The sequence below is a fragment of the Pseudonocardia sp. TMWB2A genome (assembly GCF_017312135.1).
In genome coordinates this window covers 1-24,283 of record NZ_QKQY01000004.1, presented here as the reverse complement: position 1 = coordinate 24,283, position 24,283 = coordinate 1, and the positions used below count along the sequence as shown (strand labels likewise).

The window sequence follows — 24,283 nt, the reverse complement described above, 5'->3', positions numbered from 1 at the left end:
GATTGCCACGCGGACGTCTTCGGTCAGCGCGACGGCGGCGAAACTGCATCACCGAGCAACTCGGCGTACCGCTCCATCAGCGACGGCGGCGACGGTTGGGGCTCATTCGCACGCCGCTCCAGCTCCGCGCGGAGGAACACCTCCTGCTGGGCAGCAAGACGCAACGAGCGCTCGTCGGCAATTACCCGGACGCCCTGGACCTCCCAGGGGCCGGTACACACACCACGGACAGCCGAAGGATCAACATGCTCGTGCCACGGCGGATCCACGATCTCTTCGATCGTGGCCGTCGGGCCTGGATCGCCCCACGTAACACCAAACGCGCGCTCCGCGAGCTCTCGCACGTCGGCGTTGTGGAAACTGTGTGCGAGGCCGAAGACCCCCTGCTCGATCTGGGATGCGTAGACGGGGAGCCGCTCCCCCGTGGCCAGCACACATGCTGTCGACCCGACGTAGACGTGACAGTGCCATCGCGCTGCGTCGATCCCCGGGACCGCAGCCTCCACCACCGCGGCCAGCTCTAGACGTGCCGGCAGGCCGACGTCGGGGTTCGCTGGATCTGCTGCGTAGCCACACGCCTCCTGCACCCGACGTAGAAGCCGCTCCTGCACCAGCTGGGTGTAGGCCGTCCCCCACCCCGCGACGTCCTGGTCCAAGCCTGCTGTAGCCATGCCGTCGAGCAGTGCCGACAGCGAGAGGGACATGCGGAACTGCACTTCATGCGAGTCAGCCGGCGGGGCCGCATGCGGATCACAGACATCGAAGAGCGGCACCGGGGCGACATGCGTGTCGCCAAAGCGACCACCAATCATTTCGGCCTCCGATCATTGCCGTTGGTCCCGGTGTCGCTGCAAGTGCAGGTGGGGCCCTCCCTCAGGCTAAGGCAACCTTCGGTCAGAGTTCTGAACCAGCCAGTTGGATGGACTTTCCGCACCGGAAGGCTCGCCTGTCACTAAAAGTGATATACTATCGCAAATAGTCTGGTTTTCAGATGGTAAGTCCATCGGTTGCGCCAAGATCCAGCGAGACTTGCAGCTGAGCGAGGTGTGCAGCTAGACCCCCAGTGGGCGGGGAAGTGCAGCATGGGGACCTACGGTCGGCGCGCTAAGAGCACGGCAGGGAGTAGTTGTAACAGTGGTAGGGCTGGCAGTACTGAGTCATCAGGGACAGATGTCCTTTCACCTGACCGATGCCGGACCTCCGTGAGGTCTGCACCGCTGTCGAAGCGGGGAGGGCCAGGCTGCAGCATCTCGCGAGGATAGTGCGAGCGCGTTGTCGGGCCACACCGGGCTCGGGCAGCAGCGTGGGATGTGCGGCGACCTCCATGGCCTATTTCAGCGCTGCACCCTTGCACGCCATCGAAGACGTCGCTGCTCATGGAATCTCGGCTCCGGGAGCGAAGACGCGACCGTGCGGGATGGTGTAAACGCCGTTTACACGCCTCTGGCTGCGGAGCTGACACTGACTCGATCAGCAGTCGGCGCTGGTCTGGGGGCGGTCGTCCTTTCGACATGGCTTGATCAGTTCGGTCTTGAACAGCTTGATTGTGGACTCGGCCATGGCGTTGTCGTAGACGTCGCCGACCGACCCGACCGAGGGCGCCGCTCCAGCCGTGGCGCGGCGTTCGGTGTAGGCGATGGACCGGCATTGCGACCCGGCATCGGAGTGGGCGACCAGCCCGGACAGGTCGTCGTGGCCGTGCCGTGCGCGGATCGATACCGCTTGCTCGGTGGGTCGAGCACGAGCTCGGTGCGCATCGAGGTGGCTGCGCGCCAGCCCAGGATCCGTCGCGAGTACGCGTCGATGACGAACGCGACATAGACCATCCCGGACCAGGGTGGCGTAGGTGAAGTCAGCGACCGGCAACCGGTCGGGCGCTGGCCGGTCGAACGGGCGCCCGACCAGTCCGCCGCCCGGGTGCCCGGGCATCGGTGATCGCGGTCCGGATCCGGCGTTCGCGGCGCACTCCGACTAGCTCGGCTTCGCGCATCAGCCTCTCGACCGTGCAGCGAGCGATTTTGGCTCCTCCGCGGTTGAGCTGAGCCCACACCTTCCGCTCCCCATAGCCGCCCTAGTTCTCGGCGTGCACCCGCCTGATCTGGGCGGTCAGCTCCCCGGTCGCACTGCTGTTGGCAAGTCGGCGCGGGCGGCGTAGTAAGTCGGCGGGACGATCGCCGCGCCCACCTCGGCGAGCTGGGCACAGGTCGACCCCACCGCCGGCCCGCGGTGGTGTGGGGCGGCGTGCGGGTCGATAAACCTCACCAGCGCCCTTGTGGCCGGTCGATCGCGGCCGCGGAGAAGGCCGACGCCGTCTTCAGAATCTCGTTGGCCCGTCTGAGTTCGGTGCTCTCTTGCCGCAGGCGCTTGAGCTCCTCGGACTCCTCGGTCGTGGTTTCCGGCCGGTCATCGGTGTCGACCTCGGCTTGGACATATTGCGGACCGTTCCCACCGAGCCGACCTCCAACTTCTCCGCGACCGCGTGCATTGCTGGCCACGGCGAGTCGTAGTCACCCGCAACCTCGGCGAGCATTCGCACCGCCCGTCCGCTCCCGCAACTTCGGTGGGTAGTGCCCCTGGGAACGACGACGTGTCCTGGCTCCATCTCCTCGGACGATCAAGTCTCCGGACATGCCGGGGCGGTTCACTGGTGGGGCTCGACCGGGCCGTGGTTGCTCTATCGCGGACGTGCACAACGTTGGTGCGAGCTGTCGGCACCAACAGATCGCGTGTGTGCCGACACCCGCGGCGGTGGATCATCAGAGGATCGAAGGGGCAGCGAAAGGCCTGGGTGTAAACGTCGTTTACACCCAGGCCCTGTGCAGGTGCCGCTGCACTTCGGAGCCAGAGGATCTGGCTCGTCCTACGCCGTCACTCCGCAGGACTGGCGTCAGGCGCGGTGGTGGACTCGAGCAGGAGACGGACGAGCTCGGCCCGTTCGGTCTCGGTGAACACTTCCCGGATCGAAGCAGCGGCGCGAGCCGGGCTCGACACCGCGATGCTGCGGCGCGTGCGCTTCGGCGACTCGGAGTTCCCCAGGGCCCCTCCCGCCGGCCGCCGGCGATACGGGGGGCCGGCTGCGGCGATGGCTTCCTGCTCCGATATCGGCAGAGTGCCGAACTGGCGGGCCTGCTCGAGCTTGAGCGTCCCGGTCTCGAGTGCATCCCGCAGCGGAGGAATCAGATCGAGCAGGGCCATCCGTTGGCTGACATACATCGGAGTGCGTCCGATCCGTGTCGACAAAGCCCGCCGGCTGATGTTGGCCTCTTCGAGGAGGCGCTTCATCGCCTCTGCCTCATGGAGTGGACCAAGGGCCTTGCGGTGGCTGTTCTCCACCAGCATGACCTCGTACATCGAGGCGACCCGGTCGTCGTTGACCAGAGCTGGGATCTGTTGCAGCCCAGCCACCCCAGCGGCGCGAAGCCGGCGATTGCCGATCAGCGCTACCCATCGGGCGCTGCCCACAGCGGCCTGCTGCTCGGGGTACCGATCGACGAAGGCAGCAGCCGAGCAGACGACGATGGGCTGCAAGACCCCGTGATTGCCAATCGTCGCGACGAGCTCGTAGAACTCGGCATCCTCTTCGTCCGCGGCAGCGCGTTGGTTGAGCGGGTTGGACACGATGTCCCCGACCGGGAGCATCGACGTGGCCGGACCGGGATCCGCTTCCACGACAGGTTGGGGGGCGGTCGGCGGCGGTGGCGCCGGGGCGGCTGATTCTTCGACTGGCGTGCGGGCCGAGTAGTCCTCGGGCACCTCTTCCCGTGCGAGCTCCGCCAGGTTGACGCGCTTGCCCACGGCTCAGCCCTCACCAGGGGTGTAAACGTCGTTTACACCGCTCGCGTGTCGCGGCCCTTCACCACCAGTGCCGAGGACCTCCAGGGCGAGTTTGAAGAAGTCCTGACGCGCTTCCAGGGCCACGCGGTTCTTGGCGTACTGGACCACGGTGACGCCCTCGGCTGAGGCACGTGTGTGGAGTTTGTAGTGCCGGATGACCGTGTTGAACACGGGCCACTTCTTCGCGGCCACATACTCGCGGGTCTGGTCGAGGTCGCCCGTCCCGTCGCGGGGATCCCAGTTGTTGAGCAGCACGCGCCACGGGACTCCCGCGGGCTCGATGACCCGCTGAATGGAGCGCGTCGCCGGCGAGAACGACATTGGTTCGGGCTCCAGCGGGACGATGACATCATCGGCCTGTGTCAGGACGGTCTGTAGAATCGACTCGTCTTCCAGGCTCCCCGGGGTGTCGACGAAGATGTGTGAGTACTGCTTGATCTCCCGCAACTTGCCGAGCAACTGCGGATTGTCGTGGCACTGCTCGAAGTCGAACGGCAGGTCGTCCCCGACCCGCTGGGCCCACTCCAGCATCGAGGCCTGTGGGTCAGTGGAAACACCCAGAACCGGCGACGACTCTGCGGTCCCGCCCAGGGTGTCCGCGACGACCGCGGCCAAGTTGACCGTGACGGTCGTCTTCCCGACGCCGCCCTTCTGATTTGCAACCACATGTACGCGAGCCATGGAGTAATCCCTCCGTCTGCTTCCCACCTGGCAGGTGGTACTTCGGATCCCCTCCATCGTGGCAGACCCTGCCCACACCTTTGTGCAGGTGGGGCGTCCTCCGCGCGCCGCTGAAAACATCGAACATGCATTCGACGAACATATGTACGATTGATCTCGTCAGGATGATCGAGCCGCATTCCACCCTGTCAGCCCCCGATACCAGTCGAGCGCGCCTATGCGGGGTGAATCGACTGGTAGCCGCGAGCATCGATCGGAATGCTGGACCTGTCCCGCAGGATGGCTGTGTCGGTGGCGATATCCGAGTAGTCGGATCGATCCGTGACGTCGACGGCGTCGGCGACGAACACCGGCATGCCGCGGTGGATGACCAGCACGCGACCCGGTGGAAGCTTGCGAATGTCGCCGGGACGAAGGACCGGGGTGGTCTCGCTACTGAGCGAGTGGCGCGTACTACTGAACAGACCATCGGTGTGACTCTGGCGCCGATACGTCTCGTGTGTGCCGCAGAGGTCGGACAGCGCGTGCAGCGTGCGATCGTCCTTGATTCCGCCCCACACACTCAGACTGACGGTGTTGTCCAGAACCTCCCGAGAGCCCACCGGGCCGAACAAACGTTCTAGCTGAGCAAGTGACTGCGCCGACCAGTGGATGATCACGCCTCGACCTGCGGCGTCGGAGATCACCTCAGCGAGGCGGGGGACAGGTGTGCCGTTGGCGAGCTCGTCAAACACCACCGTCACAGGCGGGTCGACACGACGGGCAGGGAAGTCCATAGCCATCTCCTGAGCCGTCCGCAGCCAGTGCTCCGCCAGAGCTGTCAAGACCGGGACTGCCTCGGCCGCCTGCTGCTGGTCAGCGATCAGGAAGAGCGACCCGCCCTGTGCGATGAAACGACGAACGTCCAGACCGTGCCCGTGGGCAGGGCTGATCAGCTCCCGGACCCGGGGATCGGTCCAAGCCCCGACGACGCGGCGCACCGACATCCACACCGCCGACGCGGTCCGGGGGTCGAGCGCCATCTCCGCAGCCAGGTTGGCGGCGAGTTCCCCGCGGCCTGCGTTGCGGAGAATCGTGACCGGTGCCGGATCCGCGGGGAGCCTCCGCCTCGGTGCCGCCGTAGGGGGCCGGACCCCTGGCCTACCCGCCGCTGCCGGCGCCGCTGAGTCAGCCTCAGGAGGCTCGGTGGCCCAAGCACGGATGGTGTCCACCGACGAGCCGGAAACTGCAGCGGCAACGAGGTAGGCGGTGAGCACTACGACGGCGCGCTCCCGGAACACCCGATCGTTGCCAGCACCACCACCGCCGCCGGCCTCCACCCGCAGCGCTGAGGCTTCGACCAGGGTGTAAGCGCGTCGATTGGCTTCCTGTTGGTCTTCGCACCCACCGATGAGGGCCCAACGCAGTGGAGCGGGCCACCGCAGCCGGCCCGTGCTGTCGTGAACGATGACAGGACCAGCCACGGGGCGACGAGAGCGGGCCAGCGCGGCGAACTCCACCAAGTCCAGCTTGGTGGTCGAGCACAGCAGTGCCCCGGGAGCGTCGAGGACCTTGTGCACCAGGTCTTTTCGAGACTTCCCCGACTGGGTCGGGGCCAGAGTGCCCGTGAGGTTGACGAAAGATCCGTATAGCTGCTTGTTGCGGTACCGGTAGAAAGGGAAGCCCAGCTCGGTCGGCGGGACGCTCCGTACTTCGCCTGGGCTCAACGACGGCCGGGTCCGTTCCGCGCTCCGTCGGAGCGCCGTGGCGGACAGCTCCGCGTTGATCTCGTCGACGCTTGCGTGGCCGCCCGGTGCCGGGGCGAAGCGTCGACCACCCCACCGGACGGCGTAGGCGGTCACGGCGACCAGCACCACGGCCGCCACCGCGGCGCAAACAAGGAACAGCGTCCAATGCCGCATAAGACGCCCAGCAGTGCCATCGGCAGACAACGGAGCACCGAGAGAGCCCCGGACGATGTCTGCGACATCGGAGAACCCAACCCACATCGGGAACGCCGCGCCGAGAAGGAGCCCAGTGACCACGGCCGCCAGCTCGACAATGACGGCGACAGCCAGCGCGAACCCCACAGCCGTCACGGGGAGGGCAACGTCCTGAACCCAGGGACGAGGAGCTCCGGACCGGGTCCTCACGACGCGTCCCGTTCAGAACGGCGGGCCGCGCCCTGATCGCGGCTCGTGGAACCCCATTCGGTGCCAGCTTTGAAGCCCTGCGATTGAGCGCCCCGCGTCGTGCCCTTCTCCGCCGAGGTACTCTGCCCGGCTTCGGCGCCCGTCTGCCAGGGGCCGGTGATGGCGAACAGGGTGCCGGGCTGCTGGATCCCGGCGAACAGCACTGTCCCGTCGGGGGAGAAGGTGGGGCCGGTGAACTCCGAGCCCATCTGGCTGCGGGCGATGGGGAACGCGGTCCCGTCATCGGCGACGCCGGCGAGGTGGTTGTCGCCGTCGCCGTCGGTGGACACGATCAGCCCGCCGAACGGGGCGGCGACGATGTTGTCGGGTGCCTCGACGGTCTCGTCCTCGGCCTCCACGGCGAACACCGTGGTGTCGAGGCGGCGGGGTCGTAGTGCCAGATCTGGCCACGGTGGGAGTCGGAGAAGCTGGACACCAGGTAGGCGCCGGGGGCACCGTCGTGGTCTGCCCACCAGGCGCCCTCCAGCTTCTTCGCCCGGGTGATCCCGTCGAGCGAGCGAACCGAACCCCGCGCTGCGTCGCGGTCGGTGACCGGCACCCACGTGACGGTGTAGGAGGTGCCGACGGTGTCGGCCTGGTCGAGGTCGGCGACGACCTTGCCGGACCGGTCGGCAGCCGCCATCGCGGCGAGCTCCCCGGCGCCCGCGTCGAGGGCCTTGAGCGCGCCACTGCGGCCGCGGAACCCGGTGGGTGGGGTCCAGCGGTAGACGGTGCCGTAGGGGTTGGAGGTGTCCTCGGTCAGGTAGATGGTGAGGGTGTCGGGGTCGACGCAGCAGGCCTCGTGGACGAATCGGCCGAGGGCTTTGATCGGCTGCGGGTCTCGGTTGGCCTGCAGGTCGACCGGGTCGACCTCGAAGACGTAGCCGTGACCGTCCTTGTCGGTCTCCTCGCAGGTCAGCCAGGTACCCCAGGGGGTGACACCACCGGCGCAGTTGGTGGAGGTCCCGGCGAGCGCGACGGTCTCCCAGATGAGCTCGCCGTCGGGGGTGGTCTTGACGACGGTGCAGCCGCCGCCGGCGTCCTCGCGCCAGGTGTAGCCGCGCAGGTGCGGGACAGCGCCGCCGTCGTCAGGGCCGCCGCGGACCTCGTGGTTGAGCACCACGAGCACGTTCCCGTCCGGAGCGGCGAACGCCGCGGCACCGTCGTGGACCCCGGGGGAGGCGTGGTCGGAGTAGAGGCGGGTCTTCCCGGCCTGGGTGACCACCCGGTAGGAGAACCCCTCGGGCAGGGCGAGCATGCCCTTCGGGTCGTCGACGAGCGGCCCGTACCCGGCAGCACCCGGCTGTGCCGCGGTCCTGGCGCGACTCAGCAGACCGTGGACCGGGCCGGACACGGCGACACCGAGCCCGACCTGCCCTGAGCTACGTAGGAACTTCCGTCGGTTGATCAGCACGAGTCCTCCCGGGAAGCGGCTGCCGGTGATGTCAGGCGAGGGACGGCGGTCATGAGCCCGCGGCCCCGGCGAGGGCTGTTTCAGCGCGGGCAGCGGGGACGGGCGCCGCGGCCGGTGCACCGGCGGGGCCGGCGATGTGGCGGACGTGGGTGATCTTGTCGGCCCAGTCCGAGAGCGGCTGCAGGATGACCCCCGTGCTGGAGTCGTAGGCGTTGACGACCAGGCCGTTGCCGACGTACATGCCGACGTGGCGGGGGTTGGTGGGGGAGCCGAGCGAGCCGGGGATGAACACCAGGTCCCCGGGGGCGATGGTCGCGGGGCTGGCGGGGGTGCCGGCGTTCTTCTGATTGACCGTCCCGGCGGGGACCGGGACGCCGGCGGCGGCCCAGGCGGCGAGCATCAGCCCGGAGCAGTCGAACCCGTTCGGTCCCTTCGCACCCCAGATGTAGGGCTTGCCGAGCTGGGCCAGGGCGTAGGTGACCGCAGCGCGCTGTGCCGGGTCGGTGGGCGGTACGAACCCGGGCGGGAGCTTGGTCGGGTCGATGTTCGACGGGGCCAGCGGGACCCCGGCGCCACCCTGGTCGGGGCAGGCGAACGCGGTCGAGGCCAGCTGCACGTCCGGTGCGGCACCGGGCGCGGCGGGGACGGGGTTGTCCGGGCCGACCCAGAACCGGTCGACCAGGGCTGCGGCCGGTGCTTCCTGGGGTGCGTAGCGGTCGGGGAACGCGCTGCGTTGCACCGCCTGCGCCGCGGTCCCCGGCGGCATGGTCGCCCAGCCGGGCAGGGCGATGAGACGGTCCAGGAAGATCCGGGTCGCGTAGTCGGGGTTGAGGACCTGCTCCGGTGAGCCCCAGCCCTGCGAGGGCCGCTGCTGGTACAGGCCCAAGGAGTCGCGGTCGCCGTGGCCGACGTTGACCAGTCTCGATTCGACGATCACGGTGGAGATCGCGATGACCGCGGCCCGGCGCTGGAGGCCGCGCTGGGCGACGATGTTGACGATCGTGGCGGCGTTGTCGGTCTGCTCGGCGTTCCAGTCGGTGCCGCCGATCGTCTGCGACCCGCCGCCCAGGCCGCCGTCGCCGCCGCAGCCCCCGCCGGGGAGCGCGCCCCCGGCGACGATGGTCAGCATGGCCACGCCCATCGTCAGCACGGCGCCGGCGAAGACGAGGATGACCGCGCCGATCGCCAGGGCGATGGTGCTCTTCTTCTGGTCCACCGTCAGGTCACCGTCGCGGTGGTGCGCCGCCGGAGCCACGGCCGTTGTGGGCTGTGCCGTTGGTCGAGATCCTGGCGGCCGCGGCCAGGTGATCGACGGTGGCGGGCGCGGCGGCGTCGGGTCCGGGGGCGGCAGTGGAGGCACTCACCGAGACCAGCCGTGGGCGGCCTGGGGGGCCGGTCGGCGGTGCGGGTTCCTGGAGCGCGGGGCGCTGCGCTGTCGCGTGGGGCTGGTCGTCTCGGGAGCGCAGCCCGGCGTTGGTGTCAAAGATGGCCCGCTCGGTGGGGGAGAGGACTGTCTGGATCTTCATGCCGGGGCGGTTCTCCAGCTTCCACAGCGCACGGCCCTGGCCTTCCATCGCCCAGCCGGTGAGCACGGCCTGTTCACGCTCGGACAGGCCGAGTTCGTCGGCGAGCTCGTCGCCGACCCGGGTGGACTGGCCGAGCAGGATCCGGGTCGAGCACAGCGCGAGCAGGTCCTTGGCGATGGAGACCTCCTGGGAGCCGGCGGCGCCGACGGAGAGCAGGTCGGAGGGCTTGTGCATCACCAGGAGCTGGATCTTGCGTTCGGCGCGGGACAGCCGCAGGTCGGAGTCGACGGCCTGGACCGCGCGCAGCCCGAGTCGCATCTGCCGCCAGACCTCGTCGCGAACGACGATGCGCACGTCGCCGTCGTCCTGCAGGTCGGTGATCATCGAGGACCAGGAGCCGAGGCAGGTCAGAGCGACCGCGATCGCCTGATCGCCTCTGCTGCGCAGCAGGGAGAGGTCCATCGACTGGACAGGGGCGTCCCAGTCGAGGTCGAAGTTCGTCGGCTCGTCGAACAATCCCGACAGCGGGCCGACGACGAGGTTGGACAGAGCGTCGGTGATCTGGCGGGTGTGGTCGAGGAACTGGCGGTGGGAGGCGAAGCGGGTGGCCTGCCACAGGTCGTCGTCGGGGTGGGCGAGCTGGTCGACGACGTCGGGGATGGTGATCGGGCGCAGCTCGTCCGCGCCGTGCTCGGCGCCGACGAGCCGGTTGAGCACCGTCGAGAGGACGTGCTCGTCGGTGACGGTCGGGTCGTAGCCCTGGGCCTCGGCCAGCGCGGTCAGCAGCCTTGTCCAGCGCGCCAGGATGCCGGTGAGTTCCTCGCGCTGTCGCTCGGTGCTCCAGGTGCCCCACCTCGATCGGATGGGTCCGAGGTCCAGGGCGTTGAGGCGGTGGTGGCTACCGCGGCCGAGCGCGATCGGGGTGATCCCGAGCGAGCGCAGCAGCGGGGTGTACTCGCCCTTCACATCACCGGAGATCAGCGAGCGGACGCCGAAGAGCATCATCCGCAGCATCAAAGCGACCACGGTGGAGGACTTGCCGCGGCCCGGTTCGCCGAACACCACCAGGTTCGGGTTGGTGACCATCTGGCGCAGCACCCACTCAGTGGGGTGGACGTAGAAGGCGCCCCCGGACTGGGTGTCGTAGCCCAGCCGGGCGCCGATGGCCGGGACGCCGTTGGAGGCCAGCAGCGGGAACAGGCCGCCGACCTCGGCGGTGGTGGCCCGGTAGACCGGGGCCCGGCGGGCCGCGTCGACCGCGGCCCATCCGCGGCCCGGTTCACGGTGGCCCTGGCGGGGGGCGGTGGCCTGGTTGACCCGACGCCGGCCGCCTCGCCGGCCGTTGGCGCGCTCCTCGTCCGTACTGATGGAGTCGGCGGGTGCGGAGACGGGGATGCCGTCGAGGTCGGTGAACTGGCTCAGCAGTTCGCTGGTGGTGCGCGGCTGTACGTGGCGGCGCTTACCGAAGATGCTCATGAGTCGAACGCCCTGGTCAGACGGGGCAGCCCGATCCCGACCGGGAGGGCCGCGGCGACGAACGCGGAGTCCTGGGCCAGTTCCAGGCGCAGCAGCCGGAACCGGCCCGAGGAGTCGTTCTCCAGACGGGCGGCGTGGTCCTCGAGGTTCCACTCGGTGGGCACCGTGAGCGAGGAGGCCGCGGTGAAGCGGACCAGAGCGTGCCCGGCGGCGACGGCGGCCTCCTGCTCACGGGCGCCGGTCTGGCGGCGGGTGTCGACAGCGGTGGTGTTGAACCCGCGCTGGGCCTTGGCGTCGACCAGGACGTTGTTGCGGAACCGCTGGGAGCGCACCTCCCGGGCGGCGGCGGCCGGGGACAGGATCTCGTAGTGGATCGCCAAGGTGCGGCGCTCTCCTGCGGTGCGGACCGCGAGCAGCGGGCCGAGCGACCCGAAGATCGTCCCGCATTCCGGGGGCTGCACCGCGTAGGAGACCGAGGAGAACCCGTCGTGGTGATAGGCCCGGGCGGCCGGAGCGGGAGCGAGGGCGGGGCCGGCTTGGGATATCGGTAGCCCCACCGAGCCGTCCGGGTCGGGCCGCATGAGGTGCTGGTACTGCAGGGAGGCGGCGGTAGCGGGGTTGAAGCCGGTCTTGATGGCCTCGGCGACCCCGGTGGAGGTCAGCCAGGTCACCGACTGCACGCCCAACCCGCGCAGACCGTCGGCGACGGCTTCCAGGACGCGGTAGAGCGCGTACGCGCGGCCCGCGACACCGCCGCCGGCGGCCTTGGCCGGACGGCGCAGCGCGTCCTCGGTGCCCGACACGGTCACGAAACAGCTCGGTCCGCACGCTGACCGAGGCGACGTCGCGGTCGATCTCGGTGGTCACCTGCCGGGCCAGGGTGGGGGCGTCGGCGCGCTGGTGGCGCTCGCGCCAGACCGCGTACTCGGTGCCGTCGTCGGGAACGGTGCGCACGAGCAGCGAGATGCGGTCCACGACCTCGCGGTGCCCGAGTCCGACGAGCATCGAGCCGAGGCGGCGGGCGAGCTCGGCGCACTCGTCGTCGGACAGCATCCCGACACCGGAGTGGGTCAGGCGAGCGGTGGCACCCCAGCGTCCCTGGTCGGTGTCGTGGATCAGGCAGATCCGCGAGCCGTGGAACTCCGGGCCGTCGGGGAACTCCAGGCGCGACAGCACGCCGGGCAGGTCGGGCTCGCTGCGGTCACCGGCCAGCCCGGCCGCGGCGCGTGATTGCCAGGGTGACCAGCGCATCAGCACTCCTGTCTGGAACATGATCAGGTCGGCCAGCCAGCGGAACGCGGGGCGGCCGTGGACGGGTACGACGATCAGCACGACCAGCACGGCAGCGAACACGCCCCAGCTGAACGCGGTGGACCACTGGTTGCGCGACATCGCGATCAGGGCCGGGGTGCACGCGGCGGCGACCAGGAATGCTTGGACCGGGGTCATCCCGGCGATCCAGCCCATCCCTTCTTTGAGGTTCAGCCCGCGGTACACGCGCGGGCCGACAGGCCCGGTGGCGGTGCTCATCGGTCGCGGTCCTCTCGATCGGGGGCAGCACGGTCAGGGGCGGGGCGGGGCGGCGCGGGAGCCCATGCGGTCGTGCTGGTGTCAGTCGGTTCCGGCGTCGTGGAGGGCCCGTCCGAGCCGGTGTTCACCGGAGGGGCCTCATAAGGGTGGGGCGGGGTCGAGGGGCCCGAGTCGGGGCGCCCCGCTTCGGGCGGCCCGGCGTCGACGCTGGGCGGGGCGGGCCCAGGCTCCGAGCCACCTGCCGGGGCGCCACCGGGCTCGATCGGCCCGTTGTCGCCCCCCGCGGGCTGGCCGGACCAGCCCGAGGTGGCTGTCGCCCCCGCGTAGGCGCCGCCGGCCGCCGAGCTGACGTCTCCACCACCGGCGGCGGGCGCGGGGCCGGGGTGCCCGACGCCGGCCTGCGCCATCTGGGAGGAGGCGTAGCCCCCGGCGGCCTGCCCGGCGGCCTTGGTGGCCATGTAGCCGCCGACGACCGCCGCGGCCGCGACACCACCGACCGCGCCCAGCCCGGCAGCAGCACCGCCCGCCGCCGCGCCGCTACCCGCGCCGCCACCGGCAGCGCCCGCACCGGCGCCGCCGGCGCGTCCGGCGGCCGCGGTGGACCCGGCGGTCGGGGAGGCCGCGGTGGAGCCGCCCAACTCGCCACCGCCCCCGGCCGACGGACCGCCCCCACCACCGCTGCCCGAGCGCGCCATGCGGGCGACGTTGATCGACTCACTCGTGCCGCCGTCCGCACCCGGTGCGGACGAGCCGCGGGAACCGCCGCCGGAGCGCAGCGCCATCCCCGCGCCGGCGCCGGGGTCGACGAAGGCCAGCAACCGGAAGAGCACCATCGGGCAGAACAGGCTGACCAGCAGCACCGCGGTCCCGGCCAGGAGCCCGGCGACGCCCTCGGCCCGGGCCATCACCGACACACCGATCAGCAGCACCAGCGCCAGTGCGGGCTTCATGAGGATCGCGGCGAGCAGCCAGCGCACGCCGCGCCAGAACGACGGCGCGGTGGAGTCGGCGACGAGCATTGCCGCCAGCATCGGGATGGTGGCGACCAGCACCAGGATCGCGGCCTGCCGGAAGATCATCTGCAGGGCGAAGCCGATCCCGGCCGGGATGATCCCGAACAGTGCGGCGAGCCCGAGGATCATCGAGCGGGCACTGTCCTCGACCTCGCCCAGGTCGGGGTTCTCCCCGATCCGGGCGGCGACGGTGTCGTTGGCCAGCGCCTGGTCGAAGGAAGTGGCACCGTCGAGACGGGACAGGAAGAACTCGGTCAGCCCGTCGGAGGTCTGCAGCAGGGCCACGACGACGCCGGTGGTCAGCGCGATCGCCAGACCGAACTGCAGCGGCCCGGTGAACGCGCGGAACATGCCCCGCCCGCCGCGCAGCGCGACCGAGATCAGCTGGAAGAAGAACAGGCCCAGCGCGATCATCCCGGCCACGCCCATCAGCGACGACCACAGCGACGACGCCCCCTGGCTCTGGCCGGTGACGCTGTCCAGCTCGACCGTGGACACCTGGTCGGCCAGGGTGAACCCGGCCTTGAGCAGCCAGATCCCGGCGTTCCACACGTTCTGCATGGCGGTGTCGAACGCGGACTGCGCCGCCGACCCGATGGGGTTGGAGATGTAGTCGCCCAGGCTCGGCCCGGACGGCCCACCCCCGCCATCGGGCGGCGGTGCCGGTTGGAGCGGCAGCAGGAGCGCGGTCATCGTGTGATGGCCCGCCAGCCGGCCGAGACCGCCTCCTCGCTGCCCGGCCAGGCCGAGGGCGCGGTGGCCGCAGGCGGGCCCGAGGCGATGCGCCACTGGTCACCGACCCGCCGCATCGGCAGGCAGTTGCCCCACCCGAAGGTCACGACCCGGCCGTCGTTGTCGGCGACGAGCTCGCCGAGCGCGCAGGCCACGGTGTAGGTGCCGTCGTCGGTGGTGCCCTTGACCATCACGCTGGTCGGCGCCCACGAGATGCGCATCCCGGACCGCAGCGGGCCGGTCGGGTTCATGTTGGAGCCGCGGCGCAGGTCGACGAGGTCCTGGCTGGTCCGGGTCTGCGCGGCCGGTAGCGCGCCGGGCTCGGCCAGCGAGTCGTAGGCGCGCGCCCAGGTCTGGGGGTCGGCATCGGCCATCCCGACCTTCATCAGCTCCACGAGCTGGGCCAGCGCGCCCGCCTCGGTGGCTGGGAACCCGGTCGGCACGAGAGCGCCGGTGATCTGCTCGGGCTGCGGAAGCGCGATCGGTGGTCCCGCGCCGCGGGTGCTCAGCGTTCGCGGTGACACGGCGCTGACCGGTAGCTGCAGCATCGGCGCCTGTGCCAGTGCCGCTTCGGCCTGCGGGCCGCTCCCAGCGGACGGACCGAGCCCCGGGGAGGACAGCACCGGGTCCGCAGGCGGCCGAGTGCCGGTGGTCTCGGATCCGGCGAACATGCCGGTCAAGGACATGATCACCGCGATGATCAGTCCGAGCAGGAGTACCCCGACCCCACCGAGGATGAGCATCGCGCGCGCTCGCTCGCCCGGACTCGGGCGCCCGGGACGCGAGTACATCTGCCGGCCGTCAGGGTTCATCAGGCGGGCCATCAGGCGCTCGTCTGTGCGAATTGGTTGATCACGCCGTAGCCGATCCCGTAGAGCACGGCCAGGGCGAGAGCGCCGACGATCAGGCGGGCCCCGAGACGGCCGGATCCGTGGTGGTCCCAGAGCCGGCCCGCGGTCGAGGCGATGATCCCGCCGAAGAACAGTCCGACGATGCAGACCCCGGCGATCCACTGGATGTAGCCGACGATGTCGCGGATGGCCCCGCCGGCGCCGGGAGGCTCGATCGGGCTCGGCTCGGGGAGGTCCTGTGTCGGCAACAGATGGATCTGGGTCAGCGATTCGCTGATCACGTGGATGACAGACATGGCGTGCGCTCCGCAGGAGGGGTGGGGTGGACGATGTGGGTTGGGGCTCAAAGAAGTTCCGGGGCGAAGGCGGGCTGGTGCCGGTGTGGGGGCGCCGGACGCAGCGGGGCGGACCGGTCGGCTGGTCAGCGGCGCCTCGGCGAGGGGATGAGCCGCCAGGAGGCGAGTAGCGGGCGCAGCGCCTCCACCGCCTTCGGGGGGCTGGGTTCGTCGGTGACCCCGCCGAGCTCCCAGGCCGGGATGTGCGGCACGAACAGGGCCTCGTCGAGCAGGGCCGCGACCCGGGGCCCGGCCGCGCCGGCGACCCCGGCGGGCCACTTGCGGGCCCCGTTGACCACGAGCTGGTAGATCGGGGTGGCCAGCCCGCGCTGCACCCAGGGGTCCAGGCGGGCGAGAAGCTGCTCGGTCTGGCGCAGAGACGGGCGGGTCGCGCGGACCACCAGGATCGGGCGCTGGGTCGGCAGTCCGCGGCGTAGCCAGCCCCCGGCGCCGTAGATCGGGGTCGCGGCGGCCCGCCAGCCGCCGTGACCGAGGTCGACGACGGTGGCGTGCAGCGGGTCCGGTGCGGGGTCGGGCAGCCAGTCCGGGGGTGGGGGCACCATCCCGGGGGTGATGGTCGGCAGCGCTGCGGGGTCGCGGGTCTCCAGCCGGGCCAGCAGCGCCTCCTCGCGCCAGCTGTAGCGCACGGTGAGGTGGTCGTTGACCTGCCGGGTCCAGGGGCCGTCCACCGAGGAGGCACCGGCGAGCCCGGAGCGGGCCGGGTCGTCGGCGTCAATCAGCAGCGCGCACCGCTGGTCCTGCTGCAGCGCGTCCACGATCGCGGCCGCGACACACGAGGCGCCGGCGCCCGCGGACCCGGCGAGCACCGGGATCAGCGGCCCGAACGCCGCCCAGGACACCGGGCGGGACTCGGGGAACACCGTGCGGGTGCGGTCCTGCGCGGCGTCGGTGGCCGCGCCGAGCTGCTCGGCGACCTCGACCGGGTCCGGACCGTGGCCCTGGTCGGCGGCGGCTGCGGCGGAGGTGGTGTCGACGATGGTCTCGGTGTCGACCACGCCCAGCCCGCCCGGGGCGTGGGTTCGCGCGGCGGCGCCGAGGCGCTGGTTGAGCTCGTAGGGGCTGCGCGGCGGCGATGCGCCCGGCTCTGCCCAGCGGTGGTGCGAGTCGGCCGCGTTCCGGGGTGAGGTCATCAGCTGGTCCCTCCTCGAGGGGCGGTCCGGGCGAGCGCGGGGTCGGGGGTGGTGGGCTGGTCGGGGATCAGGGCGGCGGAGTCGGCGGCCTCGTAGATCTCGCGGGCCGCGGCGCCGAATCGGGGTGAGACGAGCTGGGTGGCATCGCCGCCGGACACGACCCCGACGACCTGCCCGCGCCCGGCCGCGGCGTCCGGGCCGGCCAGCCACGGCCCGCCCGAGGCGCCCTCGGTCATGTCGCAGGTCATCGCCAGCACCTGCCCGCCGTCGCGGTCCGGCCGGGTGAAGGTCTCGACCGCGGCGGGGCCGTCGCAGCCACGCAACGACTGCCCGTCGTAGACGCCGGTGGCCGGGTAGCCCAGCGCGGCGACCGGGAGCCGGTCGGGGGTGGAGAAGCGGATGCCCTGCGCGCCGAGGACCTGCTCGGGCAGGATCCCGCCGCGGGGCAGCAGCGTCACGAACGCGAAGTCGGTGTCGGCGGCGACGTCGTTGATGGGGGAGTTGATCTGTTGCCAGGCCGGTGGCACGTAGGCGGTATCGACCGTCCACCGGCCCAGCGGTTCCTCACCCGCGGCGTAGCCGGGGATGAAGAACGCCCCGTCGACCCGCCAGCCGCCGTCGAGCCACACGCAGTGCGCCGCGGTGGCCAGCACCCGCCGCGACCGCGAGGCGACCACCGCCGCCGAGCACTGGTGGCGGCCACCGTCGACGACCAGCACCCCGACCGAAGTCGCCGACAGGCCGCCGACGACCGGCCCGGCCTGGCCCTGCACCGGCGGCGGCGCCAGGGGTGCGGTTGGGGCCCTCGGGTCGGCCGACCCCCACGGTGCGGCCGACCCGAGTCCCACCACCCGAGCGCCCTGCGGGGCCTCGGAGGTCCACAGCGCCAGCGCCAACGCCGCGGTCATCACCGTGGTGAGGACCGTGGTCGTCGACGTCGTGCGCCAGCAGCGGTTGCTCATCGCTCAGGCCAGACCCAGCTTCTTCGAGCACGCCGGCCATGCCGAGTAGCCGTCGCGGTCGGCGCGGACCTTCTCCGCGACCGCGATCTGCTCCTCGCGGCTGGCCTCGTGGGCCGAGCCGGTGCCGCCGTAGGCCGCCCAGGTGGCCTGGTCGAACTGGAGGCCGCCGGAGTAGCCGTTGCCGGTGTCGATCGCCCAGTCCCCGCCGGACTCGCACTGGGCGAGCCGGTCCCAGGTCGCGGCCTGCGCGCTGTCACCGGCCGCCGGTGCGGGTTCGGATCCCTCCGGGTCCCGGGGCTGCTCCCCGTCCTCGGCCGAGCCGCCCTGCGCATCCGAGGCGCTCTGCCCGTCGGAGCTTCCCTGCTCGTCGGAGCCGGTCTGCCCGGCCTCTCCGGCACTGTCGCCCTGCTGGTCACTGGGCTGGTCGGCCTGCCCCGCCCCGGTCTGGCCCTGCCCGTTCTGGTCCGCGCCGGGCCGCGAGATCGGGTCCCCGGCCTGCGGGCTCTGCACGTCGCCGCCCGCCGCGTCGCTGCCGGAACCGGTGCCCGACCCGGCCGCTGCACCGGTGTCGGCGTCGCCGTTCCCAGTGGAGGGCTGCTCGGAGCTGCCGGTCTCGCCCTGCCCCGTGCCGTCCGTCGCCTGCTCATCGGGCTGCGTCGAGCCCGAGCCGGCTTCCGACCCAGTGCCAGTGCCGGAGCCAGTGCTGGAGTCGGAGCCGCTGTCGGTGCTGGAGCCGATGCCTGCGGCGTCGAGCTTCTCGGCGAGCTGCTCGGCCAACGGGTCGGCGTCGGCGGCGTCGCGCACCTGCTCGGCCAGCTTCTCCGCCCCGGCCTCCCACGCATCACCTGCGCCACCGGCACTGGCCTGCTCGGTCGTCGACGACGACTCACCACCGCCCGACGACGACATCGTCGGCGTGTCACCCGAGCCCGAGCTCGTCGACGAGTCGGTATCCGAGGATCCCGAACCGGCGCCGTCGGAATCGGCCGTGCCGGTGCTGTCGGAACCGGTGCTGTCCGTGCCGGTGTCGCTCGACCCGGAGCCCGATGAGGCGGGGGAGTCCCCGGAACCGAGGTCGTCGAGCTGGTCGAGCTTGGCCAGGTCCGCGGGGTCAGCCCCGAGCTTCTCCAGCTGCTCACGGTCCAGAACCCCGAGCACGGAGTCGCGGACCTGGCCGGCATCGGCGTCCGAGCTGGCACCCAGAGCCTGCATCAGCTCACCGACCAGCTGCAACGCGATCCGCGCCTTCTCCAGGTCCTGGCCCGAACCGCCCCCGGACGAGCTGGCGGAATCGCCGGGACCCGACGTACTGTCCGAGCTGCCCGGCGAGGTGTCCGTGGTCGTCGAGCTGTCCGAGCCGGACCCGGAATCGGCACCGGGGCCTGTGCTGCTGTCGATCGCGGTGTCGTCCGGGTCGTCGGTGCTGGTGTCGTTGTCCGACGGCCCGGAGTCCGAGCTACCGGAGTCGGCGGAGCCGGAGGTGTCCGGCCCGGGAGAGCTGGGTTCCGAGGAGTCGGTGTCGGTCTCGTCGGCGGTGCTCGGCGCGCCGGTGTCGGGCTGCTCGGCGGCGTCGCCGTCGTCGGCGGGGCTGTCCGAGCCGGTCTCGCCGGTGCTCGGGCTGCTGGTGTCCTCGCTGCCCGGTGTCGCATCCGAGGCCGAGTCCTCGCCCGGCTCGGGGTCCCGTGTCGCTGCGGGCGCCGCCGGTGCCGCAGCTGGGGCTGGGGCGGCGGGTGCGGCCGCAGCGGGCTTCGGCGCCGGCGCAGCGGGCTTCGGTGCCGGGGCGGGGGCTGCGGTGGCACCGGCGTGGTCGATGCAGGTCTGGGGCAGCGCGGGCTCGGCCTGGCGCTTGGGGTTCGAGGCGGCAGGTCGGCCGGCGGACCCGGCGCTGCTGGGCGTGGGTTTGGGTTTCCCGATCTCGGTGACCGCCTCACCGGCGGAGGTGACCGCACCGACGGCGCTGTCCGCGGCGTTGCCGAGGGACTCGCCCAGCTCGGCGACCGGGCCCGGAGAGGGCGGCGGCGGGTCCTTGGGCAGCAGGTCGGCAGGGGTCGGCCCGAACCCGGCGCGGGCCAGCTTCGCCGCGACCTGCTGCAGGTGCGGATCGGCGGCGTCGAGGGTGTTGAGCTGGTCGGAGACGTCCACGGCCTTCTGCCGCCACCCGGGCGGCTGGGTCGCGGGGGTGAAACCGAGCCCGGCGATCTCGCGGGCCAGCCCCTGAGCCCTGGTGTCGTCGCTGACGGCGAGATCGGCCAGCAACGCCCGGGTCTGGGTGCGGGTCTCGCGGGCGGCCTCGAGCTGGCGCACGGCCTTGCCCTCGTTGCAGCCGACCGCGGTCAGGCCGAGCTGGGCGGGTAGCGGGCTCAGCGAGAACGCGGTCACCCCGACCAGCGCTCCGGCGGTCAGCACCGCGACCGCGGCGCGGCGCGCGGCAGGACCGCGCGAGGACGGGGGAAGGTGCTGGGCCCACGAGGGGCGCGGCGTGCGGTTCCAGGGCATGTCACAGGTCCTCTGTCAGGTGATCCGGGGGCTGTCTCACGAGCAGGTCGGTCGGTCAGTCGCCTCCGCGGGACCCGCCACCGGAGTCACCGCGTTCGCCACCGCCACCGCCACCGCCATCGCCACCGCGGTCGCTGTCGCCGCCGCTGCGGTCGTCGCTGCTCTGACCGGTGGAGTCGCCGTCACCGCCGCCGAGGGAGACGTCGGCGCCGGCGTCGACGCCGTCCTGCCCGGCCGAGACGTCGACCCCGGCCGAGGCTCCGCCGCCGGTGAGCTCGTACTGGCGGACCCAGTCGACGTGCATCGCCGCCCCGCCTGAGGCGTCACCGCCGAAGTAGTCGAGCTGGATGGTCAGGTGCATCGGCCCGGGCGGGTTGTGGGACTTGTCGTCGTCGGTGAACCACGGCTTGCCGTCGACGAGGTAGGTGATCTTGTCCGGGGTCCACTCCACGGCGAAGGCGTGCCACTCGGTGGCGTCGATCTCGACCGAGCCCTGGGTCTGGGAGTTGTCCGAGCCGTAGTGCAGGAACCCCTCGACCTTCTGCCGGGTCCCGTCGGAGATCTCCATGAAGTCGACCTCGCCGCCCTCGGGCCAGTTCTCCGCGGTCGGCCAGAGCAGGAACAGGGTGTGCAGCGACCCGGCCCCGGGCGGGGACTGGGCGCAGCCCTCCCAGCGCCCGTACTGCTGGCTGTGGGGCGACCAGGCCATCCCGCCTGCGTCGCCGTTCTCCGAGCCGGTGATGGTCAGCTGCCCGTCGGCGACGCTGATCGCGTCCGGGGTCCGGCGGCCGTTGCCGCCGTGGCCGGGCCCGTCGTAGGCGTTCCAGTCCCCGGAGATCGAGGTGCCCTCGAACTCATCAGCCACCTTCGGCTCGCCCCAGCCGAGCGTCTCCGCCGCGGTGGTCTTGCACTTGCTGGCAGCTCCGCCGCCCGAGGCCGTCCCGCCGCCGGAGCTGTTCCCCGCGTCGGCGCCGTTGCCTGCGGAGCCGTCGCCTCCCGACCCGTTGCCACCGGAGCCGTTGCCACCGGAGCCGTTGCCACCGGAGCCGTTGCCACCGGAGTCGTTGCTGCCCGAGCCGTTGCCTGTGCTCGGGGCCGTACCGGTGTCGCTGGAATCGTTGCCGGACCCACCGGACCCGGACCCGCTGGAGTTGCCGGAGCCGGGCTCGTAGCACTGGGCCGGGATGAAGCCGGGCTTGTTCGCGCCGACATCGAGCAGGGCCCGGCGCAGCTTCTCCGCCCGCGCGGAGGTGTCGCCGGTGAGCTCGGCGAGCACGTGCACCGCGGTGATCCGCCACCCGCACTCGACCCCGCCCTCGGGGGCGGCGGCCGGGACGAGCCCGGACGCGGTCAGGGTGGTGGTGAGCGCCAGCGCGGCGCCCACGACCAGCTGGGGACTGATCACCGGGGACCACCGGGGTCAGTCGGCGGGGTGCGGAACCCGTGGCTGGCCAGCCCGTGGGTGCGCCGGCCCTGGAAGCCCTCGGCGACGGTCGCGGCGAGCTCGAGCGCGGCGTCGCGCGCGGCGGGGGTGAGGGCGTCGAAGTCGATGATTCCGCCGGCCTGGAGGTGCGGGTCCGGGGGGAGGACGATCACCGCGCGGCAGCGTTCGGCGAAGAAGTCGCGGATGACGCGGTCGTCGATGTCCGGGCTGTGGCGGTCATAGGACAGCACCACCACCGCGTCCTCGGTGAGGTGGCGGTATCCGTTGGCGGCCAGCCAGCGGAAGGTGCGAGCGGCGCGGGAGGCGCCATCGTTGGTCGGCGCACCGACGATGACCAGGGAGTCGGCGTGGCGCAGGCTGCCCTGCATCGCCGAGTGCACGATCCCGGTTCCGGAGTCGGTGATGATCGCGTTGTAGTAGCGGGCCAGCAGCCGCAGCGCGGCCTCGTAGTCGGCCGCGGAGAACGTCTCCGACAGCTCCGGTTCCTGCTCGCTGGTGAGGACCTGCAGGCGCCCGGCGAGATGGGTGTAACCGGCCAGGTCGGTGTGGGCGCGGATCTCGTCCAGGGCGTAGAGCAGGTCGCGCACGGTGGTCTTCGCAGCCAGGGTCTCGCCGACGAGGCGGTCGCCGAGGGTGCCGGCGTCGGGATTGGCGTCCATCGCGATGACCCGGTCCCCGCGATACTCGGCGAGCGCGAGCCCGAGCAGCGCGGAGACGGTGGTCTTGCCGATCCCGCCCTTGATGGAGCCGACGACGACGCTGTGCGGGCCGGGCAGCGGGGTGCGGATCTTCTGCAGCTGGTCGCGCAGCCGGGCCTCGGCCTCGGACAGTCCGGGGTTCCAGCGGCCGCCGGTCAGCTGGTAGGCGAAGTGGCGCCATCCCTGCTGAGGACGGGCCCGCCGCTCGCGGACCACTCCCGACAGCACCCCGGTCTGCTCGTCCCACGCCGGGCGGAACGCCTGCGGATCCTCCGAGGCAACCGGGTCCCGATGAGCCGGGGCGGGGGGCGGGTCCGCCGGGGCGGCCGATGACGACGCTGCCGATGACGACGCCGACCGACCGACCGGTTCGGCCCTCGTCAGCGGTGGCTCGGCGAGGAAGCGCTCCGGCGCGGGCGCCGCCGGGCGAGATGGCGAGCTGCTCGGCCAGTTCGCCGACGCGCTCGCCGGCGCGGCCGGGGGCTCGGGCTCGGTCGCGGGGACCTGGGCCCCGTCGTGCCCGGTGGTCGGAGCGGCCCATCCAGCGCCCGCGTCCAGCCAGGACGGGGCAGCGGGGGTGTTATTGGTGGCGTTGGACGAGGACATCAGCAGCTACCTCTTGGTGGGGGTCAGGAGGAATCGGTGGGACGCAGGTGCGGGTCGACGACCAGGTGGCCGTCGTCGTCACGGGTGATCGGGACCGTCATCCGGACCCAGCTCGCCTCGGCCGCCACCCACCTGGGGTCGGCGTCGGGAGGCGCACAGGAGGGGCCCACGACTCCGGTCAGCTCGGACTCGACCGCCGTGGGGCGCGCCGCCGGTTCGTCGGGCTGCGGGCAGGCGCGCGCGTACGTGGTGACACGGACGATCACCTCGACGAACACCACCGTGTCGCTGGGCCGGTAGATCCGGCCCGGTAGCGGTGAGTCAGCGCGCTGCCTGCCCGCGCCCGACCACCCCCAGGTGCAGGCCTGGGGGTCAGCGAGCAGAGGCCGCAGTACCTCTGCCCGACGGCTCGGGACGTCCTCGTCGAACGACTGGAAGTCGGCGGCGAAAGCGGCCGGCGAAGCTCGCGGCCTCGGGTTCGGAGATCGGCTCCAACGACCGCACAGAACGGGAGAACGACTCCCGCGCTGGGGTGTATCGGGCGACCGTCCCGGACCTGCTGCCGTTCCTGCGTCGAAGCGAGGGCAGCTCGCTGTCGAGAGGCACCTGCGGTGCGGCGAGCTCCGGCTCCTCCGGACGCACCTGCTCAGGGCCGGATGGGGCGAGGGGGGGAGGGGTTTTGCGGTCTGCTGAGGCGTCGCGAGGTCCGTGAGGGCAACCGGGGCGGCCTCGGCAGCGGTGGCCGCGCCGGGCGGTTGCTGCGCGGTAGTCGGCTGCTGTGCGGCGGGCGCGGCGTCGTCCTCGTGCGCTACGTCGGCCGTCTGGTCGGCGGGTGCGTCTTGCTCCGACGGTTCGCACGGGCCAAGGGCCGAGCGGGCCCAGACCAGGCGTCTCGCGGCGCTGCGGGTCGGGTGCAGATGGTCGCCGGGCCGCCGTGGGCTCTTCGACCGCCGATGCGTCGTGGAGGGCGGTGGCCGTCGCACCGAGCCCAGGAGCAGTTCGCCACTGAGGACCGGTCCGAGATGTCCGTGCCTTCGGCATCACACCACGTCCCGCGGGGCCGGGATGGGCCGGTGTGCAGCACCGCGATCAGATGAGCCGTCACGGCACACCTCCTTAGCCTGGTAGCTGAACGTTCTGTGTTGTTTCTCCTAGGAGAAATCAACAGCGGCAACTATCCTGTCGTCGTTTCGGGATGTCAACGTGTTCTGACCTGCAGATTCGAGGTCACTCAGCGGGTTCCCGCCGGGGTGGCTGCCGGGGCCAAGGAGGCGCGCCGACGTGAAGGCCGGGCCCTCGGCTTCCTGCGGCCTGTCGGCCCGGCTACCGTCGCCCGATCCATCAGCGGCACTCCGCGCCTCGG

The 24,283-nt window shown here is 71.7% G+C and carries 22 protein-coding genes and 2 pseudogenes; all 24 read right to left on the bottom strand.

All coding sequences use genetic code 11. The annotated features are described in order from the left end of the window. Positions 1-23: 23 nt before the first annotated feature. A complete protein-coding gene (locus DMP17_RS45195) occupies positions 24-704 on the bottom strand; it encodes a hypothetical protein (RefSeq protein WP_337832839.1) in 681 nt (226 codons plus the stop codon). Between the two features lie 766 nt (positions 705-1,470). Further along, entirely contained in the window at positions 1,471-1,929 is a 459-nt protein-coding gene (locus tag DMP17_RS45190) for a hypothetical protein (protein ID WP_337832838.1), read from the bottom strand. Next, positions 1,853-2,053: pseudogene (locus DMP17_RS46630) on the bottom strand (IS3 family transposase); the annotation flags it as partial. The gene DMP17_RS45190 and the pseudogene DMP17_RS46630, both read right to left, overlap by 77 nt. A gap of 53 nt (positions 2,054-2,106) precedes the next feature. Continuing rightward, on the bottom strand, positions 2,107-2,262 hold the full coding sequence (locus DMP17_RS45185) for a hypothetical protein (RefSeq protein ID WP_337833028.1): 156 nt from the start codon (positions 2,260-2,262) through the stop codon (positions 2,107-2,109). Further along, a complete protein-coding gene (locus tag DMP17_RS46625) occupies positions 2,259-2,495 on the bottom strand; it encodes a hypothetical protein (protein WP_443218002.1) in 237 nt (78 codons plus the stop codon). Before DMP17_RS46625 ends, DMP17_RS45185 begins: the two co-directional genes overlap by 4 nt. A gap of 373 nt (positions 2,496-2,868) precedes the next feature. Next, a complete protein-coding gene (locus tag DMP17_RS45175; protein WP_337832837.1) occupies positions 2,869-3,795 on the bottom strand; it encodes a ParB/RepB/Spo0J family partition protein in 927 nt (308 codons plus the stop codon). Positions 3,796-3,798: 3 nt separating this feature from the next. After that, the gene (locus DMP17_RS45170; protein ID WP_224404113.1) at positions 3,799-4,515 is read right to left on the bottom strand and encodes a ParA family protein; all 717 of its coding nucleotides are present in this window, start codon (positions 4,513-4,515) and stop codon (positions 3,799-3,801) included. Positions 4,516-4,730: 215 nt separating this feature from the next. Then, the gene (locus tag DMP17_RS45165; RefSeq protein WP_337832836.1) at positions 4,731-6,584 is read right to left on the bottom strand and encodes a type IV secretory system conjugative DNA transfer family protein; all 1,854 of its coding nucleotides are present in this window, start codon (positions 6,582-6,584) and stop codon (positions 4,731-4,733) included. 59 nt (positions 6,585-6,643) lie between these two features. Continuing rightward, a complete protein-coding gene (locus tag DMP17_RS45160; protein ID WP_337832835.1) occupies positions 6,644-7,045 on the bottom strand; it encodes an alkaline phosphatase PhoX in 402 nt (133 codons plus the stop codon). Next, positions 6,979-8,100, bottom strand: a complete 1,122-nt coding sequence (locus DMP17_RS45155) for an alkaline phosphatase PhoX (RefSeq protein WP_337832834.1) — start codon at positions 8,098-8,100, stop codon at positions 6,979-6,981. The genes DMP17_RS45160 and DMP17_RS45155 overlap by 67 nt, the downstream gene beginning before the upstream one ends. A 49-nt stretch (positions 8,101-8,149) precedes the next feature. Then, positions 8,150-9,316 carry a C40 family peptidase gene (locus DMP17_RS45150; protein ID WP_337832833.1) on the bottom strand — a complete coding sequence of 389 codons (1,167 nt, stop codon included), beginning with the start codon at positions 9,314-9,316 and terminating at the stop codon, positions 8,150-8,152. A gap of 7 nt (positions 9,317-9,323) precedes the next feature. Continuing rightward, entirely contained in the window at positions 9,324-11,102 is a 1,779-nt protein-coding gene (locus DMP17_RS45145; RefSeq protein ID WP_337832832.1) for an ATP-binding protein, read from the bottom strand. Continuing rightward, entirely contained in the window at positions 11,099-11,911 is an 813-nt protein-coding gene (locus DMP17_RS45140) for an SCO6880 family protein (RefSeq protein ID WP_337832831.1), read from the bottom strand. The genes DMP17_RS45145 and DMP17_RS45140 overlap by 4 nt, the downstream gene beginning before the upstream one ends. 97 nt (positions 11,912-12,008) lie before the next feature. Continuing rightward, a pseudogene (locus DMP17_RS45135) lies at positions 12,009-12,551 on the bottom strand (SCO6880 family protein); the annotation flags it as partial. Between the two features lie 77 nt (positions 12,552-12,628). Beyond that, entirely contained in the window at positions 12,629-14,338 is a 1,710-nt protein-coding gene (locus DMP17_RS45130; RefSeq protein WP_337832830.1) for a hypothetical protein, read from the bottom strand. Beyond that, positions 14,335-15,201 carry a hypothetical protein gene (locus DMP17_RS45125; protein WP_337832829.1) on the bottom strand — a complete coding sequence of 289 codons (867 nt, stop codon included), beginning with the start codon at positions 15,199-15,201 and terminating at the stop codon, positions 14,335-14,337. Before DMP17_RS45125 ends, DMP17_RS45130 begins: the two co-directional genes overlap by 4 nt. Then, on the bottom strand, positions 15,201-15,524 hold the full coding sequence (locus DMP17_RS45120) for a hypothetical protein (RefSeq protein WP_337832828.1): 324 nt from the start codon (positions 15,522-15,524) through the stop codon (positions 15,201-15,203). The genes DMP17_RS45125 and DMP17_RS45120 overlap by 1 nt, the downstream gene beginning before the upstream one ends. 125 nt (positions 15,525-15,649) lie before the next feature. Next, positions 15,650-16,714, bottom strand: a complete 1,065-nt coding sequence (locus DMP17_RS45115) for a hypothetical protein (protein WP_337832827.1) — start codon at positions 16,712-16,714, stop codon at positions 15,650-15,652. After that, a complete protein-coding gene (locus DMP17_RS45110; RefSeq protein ID WP_337832826.1) occupies positions 16,714-17,676 on the bottom strand; it encodes a trypsin-like serine peptidase in 963 nt (320 codons plus the stop codon). Before DMP17_RS45110 ends, DMP17_RS45115 begins: the two co-directional genes overlap by 1 nt. A 3-nt stretch (positions 17,677-17,679) precedes the next feature. Beyond that, entirely contained in the window at positions 17,680-20,172 is a 2,493-nt protein-coding gene (locus DMP17_RS46620) for a transglycosylase family protein (protein WP_443218001.1), read from the bottom strand. Between the two features lie 55 nt (positions 20,173-20,227). Continuing rightward, a complete protein-coding gene (locus DMP17_RS45100; protein ID WP_337832825.1) occupies positions 20,228-21,577 on the bottom strand; it encodes a glycoside hydrolase family 16 protein in 1,350 nt (449 codons plus the stop codon). Next, complete coding sequence (locus tag DMP17_RS45095; protein ID WP_337832824.1) at positions 21,574-22,920, bottom strand: MinD/ParA family ATP-binding protein; 1,347 nt, start codon at positions 22,918-22,920, stop codon at positions 21,574-21,576. Before DMP17_RS45095 ends, DMP17_RS45100 begins: the two co-directional genes overlap by 4 nt. 23 nt (positions 22,921-22,943) lie before the next feature. Continuing rightward, positions 22,944-23,198, bottom strand: a complete 255-nt coding sequence (locus tag DMP17_RS45090) for a hypothetical protein (protein ID WP_337832823.1) — start codon at positions 23,196-23,198, stop codon at positions 22,944-22,946. 873 nt (positions 23,199-24,071) lie between these two features. Then, positions 24,072-24,283 (bottom strand): hypothetical protein (locus DMP17_RS45085; protein WP_337832822.1); only part of this gene is annotated, 212 nt, incomplete at its 5' end.

What these genes read in the sequence shown, in the direction of transcription:
- DMP17_RS45115 (WP_337832827.1), bottom strand. Translation starts at nt 16,714, where the DNA reads ATGACCTCACCCCGGAACGCGGCCGACTCGCACCACCGCTGGGCAGAG.
- DMP17_RS45110 (WP_337832826.1), bottom strand. Translation starts at nt 17,676, where the DNA reads ATGAGCAACCGCTGCTGGCGCACGACGTCGACGACCACGGTCCTCACC.
- DMP17_RS45190 (WP_337832838.1), bottom strand. Translation starts at nt 1,929, where the DNA reads ATGCCCGGGCACCCGGGCGGCGGACTGGTCGGGCGCCCGTTCGACCGG.
- DMP17_RS45120 (WP_337832828.1), bottom strand. Translation starts at nt 15,524, where the DNA reads ATGTCTGTCATCCACGTGATCAGCGAATCGCTGACCCAGATCCATCTG.
- DMP17_RS45195 (WP_337832839.1), bottom strand. Translation starts at nt 704, where the DNA reads ATGTCCCTCTCGCTGTCGGCACTGCTCGACGGCATGGCTACAGCAGGC.
- DMP17_RS46620 (WP_443218001.1), bottom strand. Translation starts at nt 20,172, where the DNA reads ATGCCCTGGAACCGCACGCCGCGCCCCTCGTGGGCCCAGCACCTTCCC.
- DMP17_RS45125 (WP_337832829.1), bottom strand. Translation starts at nt 15,201, where the DNA reads ATGGCCCGCCTGATGAACCCTGACGGCCGGCAGATGTACTCGCGTCCC.
- DMP17_RS45095 (WP_337832824.1), bottom strand. Translation starts at nt 22,920, where the DNA reads ATGTCCTCGTCCAACGCCACCAATAACACCCCCGCTGCCCCGTCCTGG.
- DMP17_RS45130 (WP_337832830.1), bottom strand. Translation starts at nt 14,338, where the DNA reads ATGACCGCGCTCCTGCTGCCGCTCCAACCGGCACCGCCGCCCGATGGC.
- DMP17_RS45145 (WP_337832832.1), bottom strand. Translation starts at nt 11,102, where the DNA reads ATGAGCATCTTCGGTAAGCGCCGCCACGTACAGCCGCGCACCACCAGC.
- DMP17_RS45170 (WP_224404113.1), bottom strand. Translation starts at nt 4,515, where the DNA reads ATGGCTCGCGTACATGTGGTTGCAAATCAGAAGGGCGGCGTCGGGAAG.